Annotated in this window: 17 protein-coding genes; 5 read left to right on the top strand and 12 right to left on the bottom strand. The window is 63.9% G+C overall.

All coding sequences use genetic code 11. The features are described from left to right. Positions 1–10 precede the first annotated feature (10 nt). From tssC to LDZ27_RS23785, 5 genes are all read right to left on the bottom strand, one after another. Positions 11–1,519, bottom strand: coding sequence for a type VI secretion system contractile sheath large subunit (gene tssC, locus LDZ27_RS23765; protein ID WP_244817559.1), 1,509 nt, complete (start codon positions 1,517–1,519; stop codon positions 11–13). A gap of 4 nt (positions 1,520–1,523) precedes the next feature. Next, the gene (tssB, locus tag LDZ27_RS23770) at positions 1,524–2,054 is read right to left on the bottom strand and encodes a type VI secretion system contractile sheath small subunit (protein WP_244817560.1); all 531 of its coding nucleotides are present in this window, start codon (positions 2,052–2,054) and stop codon (positions 1,524–1,526) included. Positions 2,055–2,121: 67 nt separating this feature from the next. Then, on the bottom strand, positions 2,122–3,174 hold the full coding sequence (gene tssA / locus LDZ27_RS23775) for a type VI secretion system protein TssA (protein ID WP_244817561.1): 1,053 nt from the start codon (positions 3,172–3,174) through the stop codon (positions 2,122–2,124). 55 nt (positions 3,175–3,229) lie between these two features. Next, the gene (locus LDZ27_RS23780) at positions 3,230–3,715 is read right to left on the bottom strand and encodes a type VI secretion system tube protein Hcp (RefSeq protein WP_244817562.1); all 486 of its coding nucleotides are present in this window, start codon (positions 3,713–3,715) and stop codon (positions 3,230–3,232) included. A gap of 146 nt (positions 3,716–3,861) precedes the next feature. Beyond that, on the bottom strand, positions 3,862–4,020 hold the full coding sequence (locus tag LDZ27_RS23785; RefSeq protein ID WP_244817563.1) for a hypothetical protein: 159 nt from the start codon (positions 4,018–4,020) through the stop codon (positions 3,862–3,864). A 168-nt stretch (positions 4,021–4,188) separates the two neighbouring features. On the opposite strand from LDZ27_RS23785, the gene LDZ27_RS23790 reads away from it, so the two are divergent. Continuing rightward, the gene (locus LDZ27_RS23790) at positions 4,189–4,737 is read left to right on the top strand and encodes an RNA polymerase sigma factor (protein WP_244817564.1); all 549 of its coding nucleotides are present in this window, start codon (positions 4,189–4,191) and stop codon (positions 4,735–4,737) included. Further along, positions 4,734–5,567 (top strand): anti-sigma factor, encoded by an 834-nt coding sequence (locus tag LDZ27_RS23795; protein WP_244817565.1) that lies wholly within the window; start codon positions 4,734–4,736, stop codon positions 5,565–5,567. Before LDZ27_RS23790 ends, LDZ27_RS23795 begins: the two co-directional genes overlap by 4 nt. A gap of 113 nt (positions 5,568–5,680) precedes the next feature. Here the strand turns inward: LDZ27_RS23795 and LDZ27_RS23800 are convergent, their stop codons facing one another. The 3 genes from LDZ27_RS23800 to LDZ27_RS23810 all read right to left on the bottom strand — a co-directional run bounded on the left by LDZ27_RS23800 (position 5,681) and on the right by LDZ27_RS23810 (position 8,842). Next, entirely contained in the window at positions 5,681–6,976 is a 1,296-nt protein-coding gene (locus tag LDZ27_RS23800) for an MFS transporter (RefSeq protein ID WP_244817566.1), read from the bottom strand. Positions 6,977–7,002: 26 nt separating this feature from the next. Continuing rightward, positions 7,003–7,863: an NAD(P)-dependent oxidoreductase gene (locus tag LDZ27_RS23805; RefSeq protein WP_244817567.1), complete on the bottom strand. Its 861-nt coding sequence runs from the start codon at positions 7,861–7,863 to the stop codon at positions 7,003–7,005. 217 nt (positions 7,864–8,080) lie between these two features. Then, the gene (locus tag LDZ27_RS23810) at positions 8,081–8,842 is read right to left on the bottom strand and encodes a 3-oxoacyl-ACP reductase (RefSeq protein WP_244817568.1); all 762 of its coding nucleotides are present in this window, start codon (positions 8,840–8,842) and stop codon (positions 8,081–8,083) included. A gap of 149 nt (positions 8,843–8,991) precedes the next feature. Between LDZ27_RS23810 and LDZ27_RS23815 the strand changes: the two genes are divergently transcribed. After that, a complete protein-coding gene (locus LDZ27_RS23815; protein WP_244817569.1) occupies positions 8,992–11,304 on the top strand; it encodes a PAS domain S-box protein in 2,313 nt (770 codons plus the stop codon). Between the two features lie 20 nt (positions 11,305–11,324). Here LDZ27_RS23815 and LDZ27_RS23820 read toward each other — a convergent pair whose 3' ends face one another. The 3 genes from LDZ27_RS23820 to LDZ27_RS23830 form a co-directional block, all read right to left on the bottom strand. Next, positions 11,325–12,500, bottom strand: coding sequence for a hypothetical protein (locus tag LDZ27_RS23820; RefSeq protein WP_244817570.1), 1,176 nt, complete (start codon positions 12,498–12,500; stop codon positions 11,325–11,327). Positions 12,501–12,817: 317 nt separating this feature from the next. Then, positions 12,818–13,888 carry a UDP-galactopyranose mutase gene (glf, locus tag LDZ27_RS23825; RefSeq protein ID WP_244818028.1) on the bottom strand — a complete coding sequence of 357 codons (1,071 nt, stop codon included), beginning with the start codon at positions 13,886–13,888 and terminating at the stop codon, positions 12,818–12,820. Between the two features lie 134 nt (positions 13,889–14,022). After that, entirely contained in the window at positions 14,023–15,147 is a 1,125-nt protein-coding gene (locus tag LDZ27_RS23830) for a glycosyltransferase family 1 protein (RefSeq protein WP_244818029.1), read from the bottom strand. Between the two features lie 449 nt (positions 15,148–15,596). Here LDZ27_RS23830 and LDZ27_RS23835 point away from each other — a divergent pair, with 449 nt between their 5' ends. Then, positions 15,597–17,822, top strand: a complete 2,226-nt coding sequence (locus LDZ27_RS23835) for a family 1 glycosylhydrolase (protein ID WP_244817571.1) — start codon at positions 15,597–15,599, stop codon at positions 17,820–17,822. A 29-nt stretch (positions 17,823–17,851) separates the two neighbouring features. On the opposite strand, the gene LDZ27_RS23840 is transcribed toward LDZ27_RS23835, so the two are convergent. Next, on the bottom strand, positions 17,852–18,019 hold the full coding sequence (locus LDZ27_RS23840; RefSeq protein ID WP_244817572.1) for a hypothetical protein: 168 nt from the start codon (positions 18,017–18,019) through the stop codon (positions 17,852–17,854). 796 nt (positions 18,020–18,815) lie between these two features. Here LDZ27_RS23840 and LDZ27_RS23845 point away from each other — a divergent pair. Next, entirely contained in the window at positions 18,816–19,043 is a 228-nt protein-coding gene (locus tag LDZ27_RS23845; RefSeq protein ID WP_244817573.1) for a hypothetical protein, read from the top strand. Positions 19,044–19,063 lie beyond the last annotated feature (20 nt).

A 19,063-nucleotide genomic window follows, 5' to 3' on the forward strand; every position in this document is an offset into this window, starting at 1 on the left:
ATGGGCGATGTCATGCGCTCTTCGCGGTCGGCAGCTTGGAGACGAGCCGCAGCGACACGGTCAGACCTTCGAGCTGGTAATGCGGACGCAGGAAGAACTTCGAGGTGTAGTAGCCCGGATTGCCCTCCACTTCCTCGACGACGACCTGCGCATCCGCGAGCGGCTTGCGCGCCTTCGTGTCGTCGGACGAATGCGCGGGGTCGCCATCGACGTATTGCAGAATCCAGTTCTGCAGCCAGCGCTCCATGTCGTCGCGCTCCTTGAACGAACCGACCTTGTCGCGCGCGATGCACTTCAGGTAGTGCGCGAAGCGCGAACACGCGAAGAGGTACGGCAGGCGCGCGGCGAGATTGGCGTTCGCGGTGGCGTCGGCGTCTTCGTACTCGGCGGGCTTGTGCAGCGATTGCGCACCGATGAACGCGGCGAAGTCCGAGTTCTTCTTGTGTACGAGCGGCATGAAACCGCTCTTCGCCAGTTCCGCTTCGCGCCGGTCGCTGATCGCGATCTCGGTCGGGCATTTCATGTCGACGCCGCCGTCGTCCGTGGGGAACGCATGCACCGGCAGCCCTTCGACCGCACCGCCCGATTCCACGCCGCGAATGCGCGAACACCAGCCGAAGGTCTTGAACGAGCGCGTGATGTTCGCCGCCATCGCATACGATGCGTTCGCCCACACATAGCGGCTGCTGTTCGCGCCGGCCGTGTCTTCCTCGAAGTCGAAAGCTTCGACCGGGTCCGTCTTCGCCCCATACGGTGCGCGCGCGAGAAAGCGCGGCATCGCAAGGCCGATATAGCGCGAGTCCTCCGAATCGCGGAGCGACCGCCATGCCGCATGCTCGGGCGTCTGGAAAATCTTCGTCAGGTCGCGCGGATTCGCGAGTTCCTGCCACGACTCCATCAAAAGCGCGGCCGGGTCCGCTCCCGCGATGAACGGCGCGTGCGAGGCCGCCGCGATCTTCGCCATCTGCGTGAGCAGATCGACATCCGGGCCGCTGTGATCGAAGTAGTAATCCGCGACGAGCGCGCCATACGGCTCGCCGCCGAACTGGCCGTACTCTTCCTCATAGAGCTTCTTGAAGAGCGGGCTTTGATCCCACGCGACCCCGCGATACTTCTTGAGCGTCTTGTGCAGCTCGGGCTTCGAGATGTTCAGCACGCGGATCTTGAGCGATTCGTCGGTCTCCGTGTTATTGACGAGGTAATGCAGGCCGCGCCACGCGCTTTCGACCTTCTGGAACGGCTCGCTATGCAGGATCAGATTGATCTGCGCGGTCAGCGCCTGATCGATCTGCGCGATGAGCGCCTCGACGGTCGCGAGGACATCGCCGGAAATGACGTGCGTATCGCGCAACGCCCGTTCCGCGAGCGTGCGGACCGCGTTTTCGACGGCTTCGCGCGCACGGTCGGACTTCGGCTTGAATTCCTTTTGCAGAAGCGCGGAGAAGTCGCTGACTTCGGGCGCGGGCAGCGCGAATGCGGCGTCGGTGGCGGCTTGCTGGTGAATGCTGAGATCGTTCATCGCGTCATGCTCCGTGGTTGGGCGCTTCGGTGTCGGACGTGTCGGTGCGCGGCGCGGCGGACAGCGCGCGCATCAGCGCGGGTTCTTCCAGCAGGCGCGCGATGAGCGCTTCGGCACCCGTTTTGCCGTCCATGTACGTGAGCAGGTTGGCGAGTTGCGTGCGCGCTTCGAGCAACTGGCGCAGCGGTTCCACCTTGCGCGCGATGGCGGCCGGCGTGAAGTCGTCCATCGACTCGAACGTGAGGTCGATGGCCACGTTGCCTTCGCCCGTCAGCGTGTTCGGCACCTGAACCGCGACGCGCGGCTTGACCGACTTGAGACGCTCGTCGAAGTTGTCCACGTCTATTTCGAGGAACTTGCGCTCGGCGACGCTCGCAAGCGGCTCCGCCGGCTGGCCCGAGAGATCGGCGAGCACGCCCATCACGAACGGCAGGTTCACCTTCTTTTCCGAGCCGTAGACTTCGACGTCGTATTCGATCTGCACGCGCGGCGCACGATTGCGCGCGATGAACTTCTGACTGCTTTCCTTAGCCATCGTCAATCTCCTTTTGGATGTCTAACTAATTCAGATTGTTACGCTTCATGATTCACGCATGATCCCGCTATTCGACGCCGCCCAGATGCCTGAACTGATGCGCGCCATCGGGCGCGATGTCCTCGATGATTTCGAGGAAACTCTTGCCGACGAGCCGACGCGCGCGCTGCAGCAGCACCGGCAGCGGGCTCGATGGTTCGTGTTGCGCGTAGTAGGCGCAGAGCGCGTCGAGCGTGTCGATCACATCGCTCGCACTCGCGATGCGCGGGGCCATTGCGATTCCGGGCATGGCCGCGTCACGCGCCGCCGATCCGGAAGGGCCGCCCTCTTCGGTGCTGCTGGTCTCCTTCGCGCTGCCCCACTGCATCGCTTGCGGGCCACGCGCACCCATGCGGGCCGCGACGAACTCGTCGATGCGCGCAAGCGGCCTTGCCAGCGCGCCGAAGTCGATGGCACGCGCCGGGCCGACGCGTTCGGTCAGCAACGCTTCGATTCGCGCGAGCGACGACTTCGCCGACGCAAGCGCATCGCGTGTCGCTTGCGCCGACTCTTCGCCGACGACCGCAATCGCGGCATCGATGGTCGCGAGGCTCGGCATCTCCGCGCCTTCCGCGAGCGGCAAATCTCCCGCCAGCACTTCGATATCGCGCAATGCAAACGCACGATGACCGCGCGGCGCGACGAACGGCATGTCGCGCAACGCGATAGCGAGCCCCGCACCGTCGATGAGCGCCGTGAGTGCGTTGACGCGCGCGGTCGGATCGCCGTCGGCATCGTCGAGTTGCGGATGCACGCTCGCCCATTGCACGTCGATCAGACCGTCGATGAGCGCAAGCCCCCGCGCGAGGCCGGGAAAGCCCTCGCGTGCTGCGCTCGCCTGCGTGTAATGCACCGCGACGCGCAAGTCCCGCGTGCGGGAAAAGAGCGACGCCGCGAGCGATTGCGCGAGCGCCCAGTCCGGCGGCGTCGCCGCGATCACGACGCCGCCGTACTGCGCATCGGGCTTGCCCGCCACCGCTTCTTCGAGCGCGCGAAAATCGGCGCTGTATTCCTCGTCGTCGCCGGCAGGCGTCTCCGGCGCGATGTCGGTCAGCCACTCGGCGATGTCGGCACGATTCATGTTGGTGTCCCGAGGCGTTGAGGGTTACGCGAGGCCCGATGCAAACGCAGGCCGGTCATTCAGCCTTGTTTTCCGGGATGTTCCACTTGCCCGTCACGACGCCGCCCTTCTTCGCGCCGTTGTTGTCCTGCGGCTGATATTCGATCTTGAACTTCGCGAAGTTGAGCGTGATGCTTTCCTGGGCCTGATCGCCGCCGCTCATGCCGACGGAGTAGCCGCTGATCAGCACCTCGTTGAGCGTGACCTTCATGTATTCGACCGGCTCCTTGCCGCCCGCCTTGCGCATGGTGACGACGACTTCGTTAAGGTGCGTGCCCTGACAGCACGACTGCACGATGGTCGGCGAACTCTTGTCGAGATACTTGCTGAACGAAAGATCCTGCACCGCGGCGGTCCCCGTTCCGCCGCCCGTGCCGGTGTGCGTGGTGCCGGTCTGCGAGCAGCCCCACGACCAGCTCAGGATTTCCATCTCTTCCTTATGAACCGCATCCTGCGATTCGCCCTTGATGTCGCCCAGCTTGACGAAAATATCTGCCGCCATGTCAGTCTCCAGATAATGATGTGCGTCTTACGGCACGGGTGAATTCGCGTCGATGAGCGCGAAAGTCGGTTGATGCTTCTTATGTATTACTTCGGATGCCTAATGTTCACTGATGGCTTACGCCTCGCTGAATGCGCCGCGTTCGCTCAATCGTCGAACTGTCCGCTCTTGTGCGGCACGGTGGCGCAAATCGCCTTCAGCGTCGCGACGTAACCGTCTATGCTTGATGCATGCGCGCGGCGGATGCACGCGCCCAGCACGACCGTTCTGCCAGCGTGGCGGGCGTGGTCGAGGAGGGTCTCCATGATCTGTCTCCGATTCGGTTCTTCGAGTGCGCTTCGTTGCGCGAGCAGTGACCCGAAAACAGCCGGACTCGACGGCTTATTCCGCAAAAAAAATCGAAAAATACGTGGAATAAGGCGGCCGCTCGGGTGTTATCAGTCATGAGCGCGCCGACTCCAGGAGCAGTTCCGATGAACGACGACGACTTGCCAGCCGTTCTGCCGAGCTTGCTGCCACGGCTCTGGCGCTTCGCGCTGCGTCTCACGCAGAACCAGCACGACGCCGAAGACCTCGTTCAGCGCGCCTGCGTGCGGGCGCTCGAGCGGCGCAATCAGTTGCAACCGGGTACATCGACGCTCAGTTGGCTCTTCTCCATCGTCCATTCGACGTGGATGAACGAACTGCGCGCCCGTTCGATTCGCAGCCGGGGCAGCATGGACTGGCAGGACGAGGAAATCGAGGCGTTCGCGGACCCGTCCGGGCATAACCCGGAAGTGGATCTGATGCATCGGCAGGTGTTCAACGCGGTGGAAGCGCTGCCCGAAGCGCAGCGCGTGGTGATGGTGCTGGTGGCAATCGAAGGCCTGAGCTATCGCGAAGCCGCCGATGTGCTGGACGTCCCCATCGGCACGGTGATGAGCCGTCTGTCGCGGGCGCGGCTCACCATTGGTCAGCAGTTCGGCGTGCAGGCTCCGGCGGCGCAGAAAATACAGAAGGGAGAAAAAGGGGAATCCATATGATCAATGTTGACGACACCTTACTGATGGCTTATGTCGACGGGGAACTTCCGCCCGAGCAGCGCGCGGAAGTCGAGGCGGCCATCGCGCATTCCGACGACCTCGCGGGCCGCGCGGCCGCGTTGCAGGCGTCGGTGCTTCCGTATCGCGCCGCCTACGAGCGCCGGCCGGTGCCGCCGGTGCCGGAAAGCCTCACGCGGCGCATCGAGGAACTCGTCAGCGTGACGACCGCGCAAAAGCGCCGCCCCGAGCGCGCGAGCCGGCGGTTTCCGATGCAATGGGCGGCGGCCGCCTTCGTCGCCGGGGCGATCTGCTCGGGCGTGCTGACCGGCTATCTCGGCGGCGTGAATCCGCTGAAGCCCGGCGTCGATCCGTGGGTGCGCAGTGTCGCGGATTATCAGGTGCTGTATGGACGCGACACCGTGGCGAACATTCGCGAGGACAAGGTGAGTACGGAGCAGGTTCTCTCGGACATCCATCAGCGCGACGGCATGCCCGTGAACGTGCCCGACTTGCGGCAGGCGGGCCTCAAGTTCAAGCGCGTGCAGCGGTTGAACTACCACGACCGGCCGCTGATCCAGATGGTGTATCTGCCCGAACGGGGCGATCCTGTCGCGCTTTGCGTGATCGAAGACGGCAAGGGCGATGCCGCCGTGCACACGCAACAGGTCGGCGAAATGAAGACGGTGACGTGGCGCGCGAACCGGCTCGCCTACGTGTTGCTCGCGAAAGACACGTCGCTCGACTTGCAGAAGCTCGGGCAAGGCATCGCGAGTGGAAAGGTCGCGCAGTTGTACAGCGAGACCCTGGAAGAAGAGCCGCGCGCGAGCTGAAGCAACGGCGGCATGAGCATGAAGATGAAGCGAAGCTGCCGTCGCGCCCGCGGGCGACGACGGCAGCTTTGCGATGTATCGCTCGGGAGCGAGAACCGTAAACGGAAAACCGCCTACTTCGCGGCAGCGCCGCTGGGAACCCACTTGCCGCCGGCCGGCTGATCGGCGCGCCGTGCGAGCAGGCAGACCACGCCCGCCGCGATGATGTCGAACACCGCGAGCACCACGAACAGCGGGCTATAGCCGATCTTCGTCACGAGCACGCCGAAGAGCGCGGTGAACGCCGCTGCGCCGAGATAGCCGGCCATGCCGCCCATGCCCGTCGCGGTCGCGACTTCGTTCTTGCCGAACATGTCGGACGTGATCGCATAGAGCGCGCCCGACAGCGTCTGGTGCGCGAAGCCGCCGACGCACAGCAGCGCCACCGCCGCATAAGGACTCGCGACGAGACCCACGCACGCCGGGCCGACCATGCACAACGCGCCCACCACGAACACCAGCTTGCGCGACGTGAAGAGCGAAACGTTCGCGTACTTGTGGAAGATCGGGCTGAGATAACCGCCGAGCACGCAGCCGATATCCGCCGCAAGGAACGGCATCCACGCGTACAGCGCCACTTCCTTCAGATTCATGTGCCGCTCGGTCATCATGTAGAGCGGAATCCACGCGTTGAACGTCTGCCACGCCGGTTCGGACAGAATGCGCGGAATGCCGATCGCCCAGAAGTCGCGGCTGCGCAGCATCGCGAAACGGCTGCGCTTCTCGCCGCCCGTTGCATCGCTGTGAATCGCTTCCTGGCCGCTCAGAATGTAGTCGCGCTCGGCGTCGCCCAGCATCTTCTGCTTGCGCGGATGCTGATAAAACGCCATCCACAGCACGCACCATACGACGCCCGCCACGCCCACCATCACGAACGCCAGTTGCCACTGCCCATGCAGGAGCGCCCACACGACGAGCGGCGGCGCGAGCAGCGCACCGATTGACGAGCCGATGTTGAACCAGCCGATCGCGACCGAGCGTTCCTTCGCGGGGAACCATTCGCTCGTCGCCTTCACGCCGGCGGGAATGCCGGCCGCCTCCGCCACGCCGAGCAGACCGCGAAAGAACGCGAGGCTGCGCCAGCCGGTCGACCAGGCCGCGGCCGCGCACGCGAGCGACCAGGCGAGCGCGAACGCCACGAAGCCCAGCTTGGTGCCGATGGTGTCGAGCACGAACCCCGCCACCGGCTGCATGAACGCATAGCAAAGCTGCCACGCGACCACCACATGAGCATATTGCTCGGTCGTGATGTTGAGATCCTTCATCAAACTCGGCGCGGCGACGGAGAGCGTATTGCGCGCCAGATAGTTGATGATGAGGCCAGCCGCGACGAGGCTGACCATCCACCAGCGAATGCCTTTGATTTTCATGTGAGTCTCCTCCTGAACCGGATTCGTCAGGACTGCGCCGGCGCCGAAGCGGAACGGCCGTTTGCGTCGGTGTGGGTGTGTGTGTCGGTGCCGCCGTCGGTACGCGAATAGTCGATGCCGACGAAGCTGCCGCCCTGGAAGCGTTGACCGAGCGCGTCGAGCGGATTCGGGCGCGCGAGGATGTCGGCGGCGTAGTCCTCGGCGTTCTGCGTCGGCTGATAACCGAGACGCGCCGCGCCGCTGTTGTCCCACCAGCTTCGCGTGTTCGCGGATACGCCCCAGATCGTCAGGAAGCCGACATCGTCAGCGTCGATGCAGCGGTCGAGAAAATGCAGCAGATCGCGATGGCCGAACCAGGTGCTCAGATGCCGCGGCTCCGTCGGGCGCTCGAGGCAGCTGCCGATGCGAACGCACACGCTCTCGATGCCGTGCTTGTCCCAGTACATGCGCGCGACCGATTCGCCCCACACCTTGCTCAGGCCGTAGAAGCCGTCTGGACGAAGTTCGCAGTCGAGGCTCAGGCGCTCGGTGACGGGATACATGCCGATCGCGTGATTCGAGCTCGCGAAGACGATGCGCTTCACGCCGTTGCGGCGCGCGCCTTCGTACACTTCGACGAGGCCGCGCAGATTGTTCTCGATGATTTCCGGCAGCGGACGCTCGACGCTCGTGCCGGCGAAGTGGATCAGCACGTCGACGCCTTGCAGCAGACGGTCCACGACGGCCGGATCGCGCAGGTCTCCGTGCATCACGTCTTCGCCTTCGACGAGCGGCGTGAGCGCCTTGGAGCCTGCCGCCGAACGCAAGGGCGTGCCGCGCGCGACGAACGCAGCGCGGACGACAGAGCCGAGCTGTCCTCCTGCGCCGCTGAGGGCGATTTTCTTCATGGGGTTCCTTTACGCGGGCTGAGGACGCTTGCCGGCGTGTACCGGGCGCAACCCTGCGATAGTTGAGTCATACGATGACATACTATCCATCATCGTCGTTTCGATTTCAACTAAGTAGTTTCCCTTGGTGACGCGGCCTTGCGCGGCCCCTTTAGCAGAAAACAGCCGGTTTTTGGAACCCCCGGTTGTAGGATGTCTTATGGGACCCGGGCGTTTTCTAACCCTTGACGAGTCCCCCGTCGACAATCAGGTTTTGTCCCGTCACCGCGCGCGCCCACGGCGACAGAAAGAAGAGCACGGCGTCGGCGAATTCGGCGGGCGTGGTGACGCGGCGAAGCGGCGTGAAGCCCGCGACCATGTCGAACACGGCCTCGGGCGTCGCCTGGCTCGCGTCGGTCGTGCGCAGCAGGCCGCCCGACACCATGTTCACCGTGATGCCATCGGGTCCGAGATCGTTCGATGCCGTTCTCGTGAGCGCGAGGAGCGCCGCTTTCGCCGCCGTGTAGTCGTGATACGGCACGACGGGATTCTGGAAGAGATTGGTCCCGACATTAACGACGCGGCCGAAGCGCGCCGCGCGCATGTCCGGCAACGCGGCCTGGATGACGTTGAGCGCGCCCTTGAGCGCGCCGTCGATCTGCTGCTGGAAGCGCACCCACTCGATGTCGCCGATCTTCGGGCGCGCGTCGCCATCGAAGCTGAAATCGGCGAGCGCGTTGTTCACCACGGCATGCACCGGCCGCCCGCTCTTCGCGCGCGCTTCCTCGAAAAGACGCGCAACGGAGGCCGCATCGGTGACATCGGCCTGCACCGCGACGACGCGCGGCCCGAGCCGCTCGACAAGCGCCTTCGCCTGCGCTTCGCTTCGTCGATAGTTGATGACGACGCTCGCGCCCTCGCGTGCGAGCGCTTCGGTGATCGCAGCGCCCAGCCCGCGCGCGCCGCCGGTTACGAGTACGTTCTGTTCGGACAGGTGCATCGGCTTCTCCAACGTTGGTCTGAATGGTCGGCGCATTATGCAGCGTTCCCGCGCTGCCCTGCACATCGGCGCGTGGGCGCAAGGCTCGCGCGCCGGGTGCCGTTAAAATGGACCGTCATGTCCGCGTTCATGCGCTAGAACCGCCATCCATGCAAGTCGCTCCCCTTCCCGCCGACGAGACCGAACGCCTGCGCGTGCTGCACAGGCTGCATATCCTGGATACGCCTCCCGAAGAAGCGTTCGACCGCGTGACGCGCGTGCTCGCGCGTCTGCTCGACGTGCCGATCGCCCTCGTTTCACTCGTGGACGAACATCGGCAATGGTTCAAGTCGCGGCTCGGCATCGAAGCCTGCGAGACCTCGCGCGACGTGTCGTTCTGCGCGCACGCGCTGAACGTGGACGGCATGCTCGTCGTCACCGACGCGCGCGAGGATCCGCGTTTCTTCGACAACCCGATCGTCACCGGTCCGATGTCGGTGCGTTTTTACGCGGGCGTGCCGCTGCGCTCGGTCGACGGCTACGCGATCGGCACGCTCTGCGCCATCGACACCGTGCCGCGCACGCTGTCCGCCGATGAGCGCGCCGCCATGCGCGACCTTGCCGCCATCGTCGAGCGCGAACTGATGTCGCGCGAAACCAACCACTTCGCGCGCGTGCTGCATCACGCGGACACGCAGGCCATCCTGCTTTCGGAGACGCGCTTTCGCACGATCTTCGAGCAGACGCCGACGGGCGCCGCCATCGTCGGACTGGACGGGCGCTTCATCGAAGTGAACGCGCGGCTGTGCGAGATGGTCGGCTACAGCGCCGACGAGCTATTGGCGCTGACTTTCCAGCAGATCACCTTCGTCGAGGATCTGGACACGGACCTGCACCATCTGCGTCAGTTGCTCGCGGGACGCAGCACGACCTACGCGATGGAAAAGCGCTATGTGCGCCGCGACGGTTCGCATTTCTGGGTGCAGTTGCACGTGGCGCTCGTGCGGCGAGCCAACGGCGATCCGCTGCACTACATCGCGGCCATCGAGGACATTCAGGCGCGCAAGGAGAACGAGCGCCTGCAGCGCGAGCATCGCGCGGCACTCGAGGAGCAGGTGGGAAAGCGCACGGCCGAATTGCGCGCGACGAACATGCAGTTGCGCGGCGAGGTCGCACGGCGCGAGACGGTCGAAGCGACGCTGCGCGCGCAGAACCAGCATCTTCAGACGGTGATCGACAACGCGCAGGACGCGTATGTCGCGATAGACACCGACGGCAACATCACCGAATGGAACGACGCGGCGGAGCATATGTTCGGCTGGGCGCGGCACGAGGTGCTCGGGCTGCCGATGGCCGAGACGATCATCCCCCCGGCATGGCGCGACGCGCACGATGCGGGCATGCGCCGTTTCCTTCAAACGAGAGCGGGCGTGATTCTTTCGAAGCCCACCGAAGTGAAAGCGCTGCGGCGTTCGGGCGAAAGTTTTCCGGCGGAATTGCGCATTTCGACCGCGGCGACCGCGAACGGCGAGACGCTTTTCGCGTTCATCACGGACGTGAGCGAGCGCAAGCGCGTGGAAGCGGAGATCATCGAGAGCCGCGAAGCGATACAGAAGGCCACCGACAGCCTGCCGGTGCTGATTGCCTACGTCGATCGGGAACTGCGCTATCAGTTCAACAACGACGGTTATCGGCGGCTGCTCGGGCGCGACGTCATGTCGATGCGCGGAAAGGAAATCGCCTCCGTCATGCCGCCCGAGATGTATCGGACGCTCGCGCCTTCGTTTCAGCGCGCGCTCGCGGGCGAGCGTCTGCAACACGACGACGTGGAAGACCACGGGCCGGATCGCCGCACATGGAGCGTTTCGCTCGTGCCGGATGTGCGCGGACGCGAGGTGATCGGCTTCTACATGATGGCGCAGGACGTCACTTCGCGCAGGCAGGCCGAGCGCAAGCTGAGGGCGCAGGCGATGCGCGACCCGCTCACCGGGCTGCCCAACCGGCGCGCGTTGCTCCTGCATCTTCAGCACAACGTGGCGGCCGATAACGCGGCGCGTCAGGCGCTCGCTTTATTCTTTCTCGATCTCGACGGCTTCAAGCCGGTCAACGACGCATACGGCCACGAAGCCGGCGACGAGCTTTTGCGGCTCGTCGGCCTTCGCCTCGCGCAGACCGTGCGGCATAGCGACTTCACGAGCCGTCTTGCGGGTGACGAGTTCGTGATCGTCAGTCACGGCGTGGCGGACGAAGCAACCGCCGCCCGCATGGCCGAGGCCATCTGCAGCGCGTTGAACAGTCCGTTCGATCTGTCGGGACACGAAGTGACGATCGCGACGAGCGTGGGCGTCGTGATTTGCGACGCATCGGCGCTCACGACGCCCGATGCGCTCCTCGCCGCCGCCGACAGCGCGATGTACGAGGCCAAGCGCGAAGGCAGGAACCGTTACCGCGTGGCGCCGCGCATCGCGACCATCGCGCAATAACGCGGCGTGCGCCGCTCGGTTCAGTTCAGCGAGCCGTCCAGCGCGCCCCTCGCCCGGCCGCGCGCGTCCGCCGCGAACCAGGTTTGCCCGACGGCGTATTCGCCTGCCGCGCCCAATGCCAGCACAGCGGACCCGAGTTCGAGCAGATGCGTGGCCGACATCGCGCTCGACAGCCACCAGAAGGCCAGTAACGACCCCATGCGCATGACGAGCATGACGAGGTCGCGCGCCACGATGCGGTCCGCGAGTTCGCCGCGAATATCGAGTGCGCGCTGATTGAGGACGTGTTCGCTCGCATTGAGGAACGGGCCGGCGGCGGCTCTCAGAATCGAGTGCGCGACGAACAGCGCGGGCAGCCACGCGGCGAACCCGAGCAGCACGAACGACACCGCGACGGCCATGCACGACCAGCCGAGCCAGCCCGAGCGGTTATGCACGCCCCGGCTCTTGCGCGTCATGAAGAGCGCCGCCGCGCCCGCGAGACCCGCCACCGTCGATACCCAGCCGAGATCGCTCGCCGATCCGATGGACAGCGCCGCCCCGACCGACCCGACCGCGCCTCCGACGCCGAGCAGCCCAGACTCGACGAAGAAGAGCGGCAGGCAAGCCCTGAATTCCGGCTGAGCGATGACCGCGAGCGGATTGGTGGCGGGAACCATCGGCGCTTCGGAAACATGGCGGCCGAGCGCGAGACCGGCGACCACGCACACCACGCCGTACACCATGTAGAGCGCGTGACTGCTGTTTCCTGTCTTCGCGAGACAGAGCGTGGCAACCAGCGTCGCGACGATTCCGCCCGCGACCGCGAGCGCGCCCGAGCGCGATGCATAGCCGTCGCGTTCAGCGTCGGTGAGGACGCTCATCTCCAGCCAGTAACGCGCGCTCCACGTGAGGCCCAGAAACAGGCCATAGACGGCCGCCATGACGGGGATGGAGTCGCCGCCGCCAAGGAGAAGCGCGCCGGGCAACAGAAAACTGAGGCGCATCAGACGGCGTCCGGTCAGACCGAAACGCGGCCCCAGCAAATACGCGATGAGCGCGGCGCCGCTCGCATCGCACAGCATGTACGCGGTGAAGCGAAACATTGCGTTGGTGTCGTCGACTCCGACGACGAAGTAACCGATGAATCCGGCCAGCGTCCCGATTGCTCCTTGCAGGGAGACAAAGAGGAGCATTTCCTGCTCGTGCTTCGACATGGTCTTACGTGGAGGATCGAGGTTCTTTATCGCTCCGCGGTAAAGAACCGGCACCGGGCCAACAGTGATGCTCGGTGCATGAAGCCGTTCAAAGGCAACGTTCGATCGCCCTCGGTAAGGAATGCCGATTTCACTCTACTGCGATGGAACTACCCGGAAAATCCATCGCGGCGCAAGTGTAATAGTTCTCAGGGTTTATCCGCAAGAAGATAAACCGCATATTTAGCGGGTAAAAAATACCTTTGCGGAGGATAGAAGAATCGTTAGGAGACGAATGCGTCGACTGACATCGACGCATCGCTTTTAGAGAGAGATTTTCAGGCGCTTTGCTTGAGCGCTTCTCTTTCTGCAATACGTTCGACGAGACTCAGTGCCTGAGCGACGACCTGATCCATGTTGTAGTAGCGGTAACTGCCGAGCCTTCCCGCAAACGTCACTTCCGGATGCGCTTCGGCAAGCGCCTCATAACGCTTGAACAGCTCGGCATTCGCCGGCCGGGGAATCGGATAGTACGGGTCACCTTCATCGCTTGGATATTCATAGGTGATGCTCGTCTTCGCGTGCTGCTGCCCCGTCAGATACTTGTATTCGGTGATGCGCGTATGACGCACGTCTTCCGATGGATAGTTCACCACAGCGAGCGACTGAAAACGCTCTTGATCAAGCGTCTCATGACGAAACGCGAGAGAGCGATACGGCAGCTTCCCAAGGCAGTGATCGAAATATTCGTCTATGGGTCCCGTATAGATCAGCTTGCGAAAACTCACTTCGGCGCGAATTTCCTTGAAGTCCGTATTGAGCATGACCTTGATATTCGGATGCGCCAGCATCTTCTCGAACATGCGCGTATAGCCTTCTAGCGGCATGCACTGAAATTCATCGTTGAAGTAGCCGTCTTCCGCCGTGGTCCGCACGGGCACGCGCGATGTCACCGAGCGGTCGAGTTCCGAGGGGTCCATGCCCCATTGCTTGCGCGTGTAGCCACGAAAGAACTTCTCGTACAGCTCGCGCCCGACTTTGCCGACCACCACGTCTTCGGACGTCCTCACGTTCGCAATCGGTTCGGCGCGCGCCGCGAGAAAGGCCTCGGCCTCTTCCGGCGAAAGGTCGAGCGAATAGAGCCGGTTGAGCGTCGTCAGGTTGATTGGAACCGGCACGAGCATGCCGTCGACCGAAGCCAATACGCGATGTCTGTAGGGACGCCACGCCGTGAATCGCGACAGATAATCCACGACGCGCTGCGCGTTCGTGTGAAAGATGTGCGGCCCATAGCGATGAATCAGAATGCCGTCCGCGTTGTACTCATCGTAGGCATTGCCGGCAATATGCGAACGCCGGTCGACGAGCAGCACGCGCTGACCGTATTGCGCCGCGAGCCGCTCGGCCATCACGCTTCCGGCAAAACCCGCGCCGACGATGAGATAGTCGAAGCCTCTGCGCTCCTGCCGCGCCGCATCCGATACCGTTGCGCGCCCGCTCAGGCCCGAGTTGGACGAGGCGTTCGCCGTCTCTGTCGTCGTGTCTACGATACGCATTTTTCCACCTCGGCCAACATTGCCGCGCACGTGTTGTCCCACGACATGCCCGCGAGTACCGACTTGACGCGGTCCATGAATGCCGCGCGGTCGGCGGCATCGGCAAGCGCCGTTTCGATGGCCCGCTCGAAGCTGCCCGCATCGTTTGCAATGTGAACGACGCCGCTATCGCCATAACGCGACACGACATCGGCGATGGGCGTCGACACGACGGGACGTCCTGCGGCAAGATATTCCGGCGTCTTCGTCGGACTGATGTAACGCGTGGCCTCGTTGATCGCGAAGGGCATCAGCGCCACGTCCCAGCCGGCGAGATAACGCGGAAGGTCCTCATACGCTTTCTGGCCGAGATAGTGGATGTTTTGCGCCTGCGGCAGATCGGCGGGACGAATCTTCGCAACCGGCCCGAGCATGATGAATTGCCAGTCGGGTCTCGCTGCGGCGAGCGCGCCGATGAGCGCGGCGTCGAAACGCTCGTCCAGCACGCCGTAGAAGCCAAGACGCGGTCCGGGTAACTCCGCCTGATCCGAAGGTTCGGGCAACGGCTTGCAGGCTTTTTCGAAGTGTCCGATATCGACGCTGCTCGGAAACGCGTGGACGTTATGATGAAAACGCCGTTTCGATTCATAGAGGCTTTGACCGCCCGTGAATACGACGTCGGCCTTGCGCATGAGGCGCGCTTCCCTTTCGGCGAGTTGCGGCGGCGCGTTCTTGAATGCCGACAGCTCGTCCATGCAGTCGTAGACGATGAGCCTGGCATCGAGATGATCCGTGAAGGAAAGCGTCATCGGCGAGTAGTACCAAAGGCCGAGGTCCCACGTCTGCGAGCCTGCGAGATAGGCGTCGAGCAGTGCGCGCTGCGCGTGTTCTTCCTGCTCGCGCGTAAGCCCGGCGGGCAGGCACGGCGTCATCACGCGTATGCCTTCGTCCGTAGTCCGAACGTCGAGCCACGCATCGGCCTGATCCGTGCGGCGCGGCTCTTCGAAGAAGAGCACTTCCGCATGCTTTGCAATGCGCGACAGCAAGTGCTGCGGCCGTTGATAGACGAAGTTCCAGCGCAAGTGCGACAGGCAGAGAAGCGTCCGCGGCAGGCCCGCGCGCGCGATCGAGATGCGCGGACGAGCGTGCGTCGACGGACGGACAGCGGACCCGGCCGCACTGGCGGCTACGGGCTCTGGGCGGGCTTGGGGCGGGCGCAAGGGAGTGCCTCCGAAAGTGACTGACGACGGTCGGCCTCGCGGCCGGGATCCCACCGGAACAGCGTTCCAATGAGGACATCCATTCGCCGCGTCAGCGGCCTCCGAAGCTCGGCTGCATTCGCCTCGCGTTGAAGCTGAAGTGACGCTAAGCAGTGCGCTCACGCAAGAACGGCGCAAAGCATCGGGAGTACTTCGCGCGCGTATCGTTGCGTTCGCTGACAATTCAGGGACGTCACGGCAATCGTTGTTCCAGCGCGTGCGTGTGCCGGGCAAATACCGATCGCGCACGGCGAGGGCATAGCGACTGCTTAGAAGCTGCGCGGTTTCGCCGAAACGTCGCACATAACTTCGGACGCAAGAATATGGATGATCGGCTGGTGCTTTGGGGTGGACTGGAGTGCACGGTCAACCGGGTTCGGGACAGGTTCTTCAGCCAGTTGGACCGTAACGGGCATGCGACGCGCGCGGACGATCTGCAGCGTTTTGCCTCGCTCGGAATACAGGCGTTGCGATATCCGGTGCTATGGGAAAGGACAGCGCCGACGAGCATCGAGACAGCCGACTGGTCGTGGCTCGATGCGCGTCTGCCGACGCTTCGCGAACTGGGCGTCGAGCCGATTGCCGGCTTGTTGCACCACGGAAGCGGACCTTTGCCCGGCGGACTGCTGGACGCGGACTTCGCGACGAGACTGGCGGAATTCGCACGAGCGGTCGCACAACGCTATCCGTGGCTCTCGTACTACACACCCGTCAACGAACCGAATACCACCGCGCGCTTCAGCGGTCTTTACGGCGTCTGGCATCCGCATGGAACGGACGACCGCACATATCTCCAGGCCTTGATCAATCAATGCAAGGCTGCGGTCTTTGCCATGCGCGAAGTGCGCAAGATCAATCCCCAAGCAAAGCTCGTTCAGACCGACGACCTCGGCAAGACGCAAGGCACGCCCGCAATGGCGCAACTTGTCGATTTTTACAATGAACGGCGCTGGCTTTCCTGGGACCTGCTGTGCGGAAAGATTGCGCCGGGCCACGCGCTCTGGCGATACATCATCGATGCCGGCATCGCGCCCGACGATGTCTTGTGGTTCACCGATAATCCTTGTCCGCCCGACATCATCGGCATCAACTACTACATCACGAGCGAGCGATGGCTCGATCACCGGACCCACCAATACCCGCAGGCCTATCACTGCGAATGGTACGGACACCGGCTCGCCGATATCGAAGCGGCACGCGCGCTCGCCGACCCGCTGCCGGGCATACGCGCGGTGATCGACGAGGCATGGCAGCGATATGGCTTGCCGCTTGCCGTCACCGAAGCGCACATCGACTCGACGCGCCAGGATCAGCTGCGCTGGCTGCATGAAATCTGGACAGCCGCAAGCGATGCGCGCGAAGCGGGCGCCGATGTCCGCGCGGTCACGGTGTGGGCGCTGCTCGGTTCCTACGACTGGAATTGCCTGGTCACCGAAGATCGCGGCTACTACGAATCCGGCGCGTTCGACGTGCGGGCGCTCGAGCCTCGCGAAACCGCCGTTGCTGCGCTGATGCGCGACCTTGCCGCGGGCCGGCCGCACGAACATCCTGTCCTGCAAGGCACCGGATGGTGGCGACGCCCCGGACGCTTTCTATGCGAGCCCGTCGTCTACGACGCATTCGGCGGCCTCTGCGCGCCCGCGCGCACGCATGACGAAACCAATGAGGCGGCGCCGATACTCATCGTCGGCAACGGCGCGCTCGCGCGGCTCTTCGTGGATATGTGCGCGCAACGCGATCTGCGATGCGCGACCGTCTGCATCGATGCCGCATCGCTCGAAGCATCGCTCGAACAGGCAATCGACACGCATGCGCCCTGGGCGATCGTCAACGCTTCCGATCCCGTGGACGCGGACGAAGTGGAGCGCGGCGCAAGCAATCGTCTTGCGCGGATCATCAAAATGGCGTCCGCGTTAGCCGAGGCATGCGCGATGCGCAACATCGAATATCTGACCTTCTCGTCCGACTTCGTTTTCGATGGTTGCAGCGCACAGCCCTATGTCGAAACCGACGATGTCAGACCGCTCAACCGCCTTGGCCGCTGCATGGCGCACGCCGAGCGGCAAGTGCTGCGGTCATGGCCGCAGGCGCTCGTCGTGCGCACCGGTCCGCTATTCGGCCTGTGGGAAAGCGCAGACCTTCTCGATGCTGCGTTGCGCGCGCTCGCCGACGATCGTTCGTTCGTCGCCCCGAAGGACGTCACCGTGTCGCCGACGTATGCGCCCGATCTCGTTCATGCATGTCTCGACCTTCTGATCGATCGCGAATCGGGCATCGTCCATTTGAGCAGCCGCGGCTCGCTGACGTGCGCGGCTTTTGTGGCACAGGCAGCGGTGATCGCGGGACTCGATGCAAGGCTGGTGCGAGCACGCGCGCTCGAAGCAATGCATCTGGTCGCGCGGCAACCGCCCTATCGCGCGCTTGCAAGCCGACGAGCGGCTGTTCTTCCGACGCTCGACGACGCTCTTCGCCGCTGCATTCAATTCTGGAACTCGCACGTTCGAAGGCGTGAAGCGCAGCCGGCGCTCGCGCTCAGAAGCGGACGATGAAGCCGCGCCCCGCTCTCCGACGCTAACGACTACTGCGCTTGCGTCGTCTCGGACAACCCCGGCGTCACCGCCGCGAGCATCGCCATCACGCCGGTCTCGATCGTCGGATGCAACGCAGGCGCGAAGCGCGACGAATGATTGCCCGGAATGTGATTCAGCATGCCATCGTGCTTCGCCTTGGTTTTAGGTGGCTTCATCGATGCAGCCGACGATCCAATACACATATGGCGCCTGCCATTCGCGGTTGAAGATGCCCGTCTCGAACGCACGTTCGCCGAATTGCATGCGAAATGCATTTTCTACGCGCGCGGTCGCGCCGGGATTCGTTGCCGGTTAGCGGATAAGTGCCGAGGGTCGTGAACTCGGGTTCGCGCGGCGCGTTCGAGGCCGCGCATTCCGCGCGCAGACGCGCCGGATGGCCGACAGCATGTTGGTGCTTTACGCCAATGCGCAAGGCGCGGCGCGAACACGCGATCCACGCTTCGGGCTTACGGTCGCGCGGCAAGGCCCGATGCCTTCGGCATCGCACTCGCGGCTTTACGCGCGTCATTCTGAGGACGATGCGCTTTTATGGCGGGTCGTCGCTGGCGTCGTAAATGGCGGCGCGGGCGGTGGCCTGTATATCCGGCTCCGCAACGGCATTCATCCCGTCGATCTGTATGTCCCGCGTTGCGGCACGTTTGCGTGCCGGCGTCGTCGTATGCGGACACGCCGCCGCCGCTCGAACTACCTGTCGAACTATTCGGTCTTACTCGCTCGGAACGAGAAGTTGCCGCCGCGCTTGCGCGCCCGACAGGTATCGCTCGATACGGTGCGCAGCCAGAATCGCGGAATTCTCGCTAAAACGGGCGCATCGGGACTACACGAACTGGAACGGCTAATCGCACCGACTTCGACGATGCAATCGTCCTTGAGTTAAGCGGTGCGTGAGCGGACTTGGCTTGCAGCTTGCTAAGCCAATGAATGCAGTGCAATCGTCTAATGGAGGGCACCATGGCCACACATGCAGGCAGATCTCATGAGGACCGCCTTGCCGCGGAAAAGGGAGAGAAACTGCCGTCGCAGGAGCAGGCGGGCGGAGAAATGGCGGTGGACGGCACCGAAGCCGACAAGAACGCGAGCAGCGGACAGCTCTCCGAAGCAGGCAAGGACGTCTGGCGACAAGGCAGCACGATCGACCAGGAAGGCCCCTTGCCGCCGGATGAGAAGCCTAAGGAGTAGCCGAAAAACCGCATTGCCCG

It is taken from the genome of Caballeronia sp. Lep1P3 (assembly GCF_022879595.1).
In the GTDB taxonomy this organism is placed as follows: domain Bacteria; phylum Pseudomonadota; class Gammaproteobacteria; order Burkholderiales; family Burkholderiaceae; genus Caballeronia.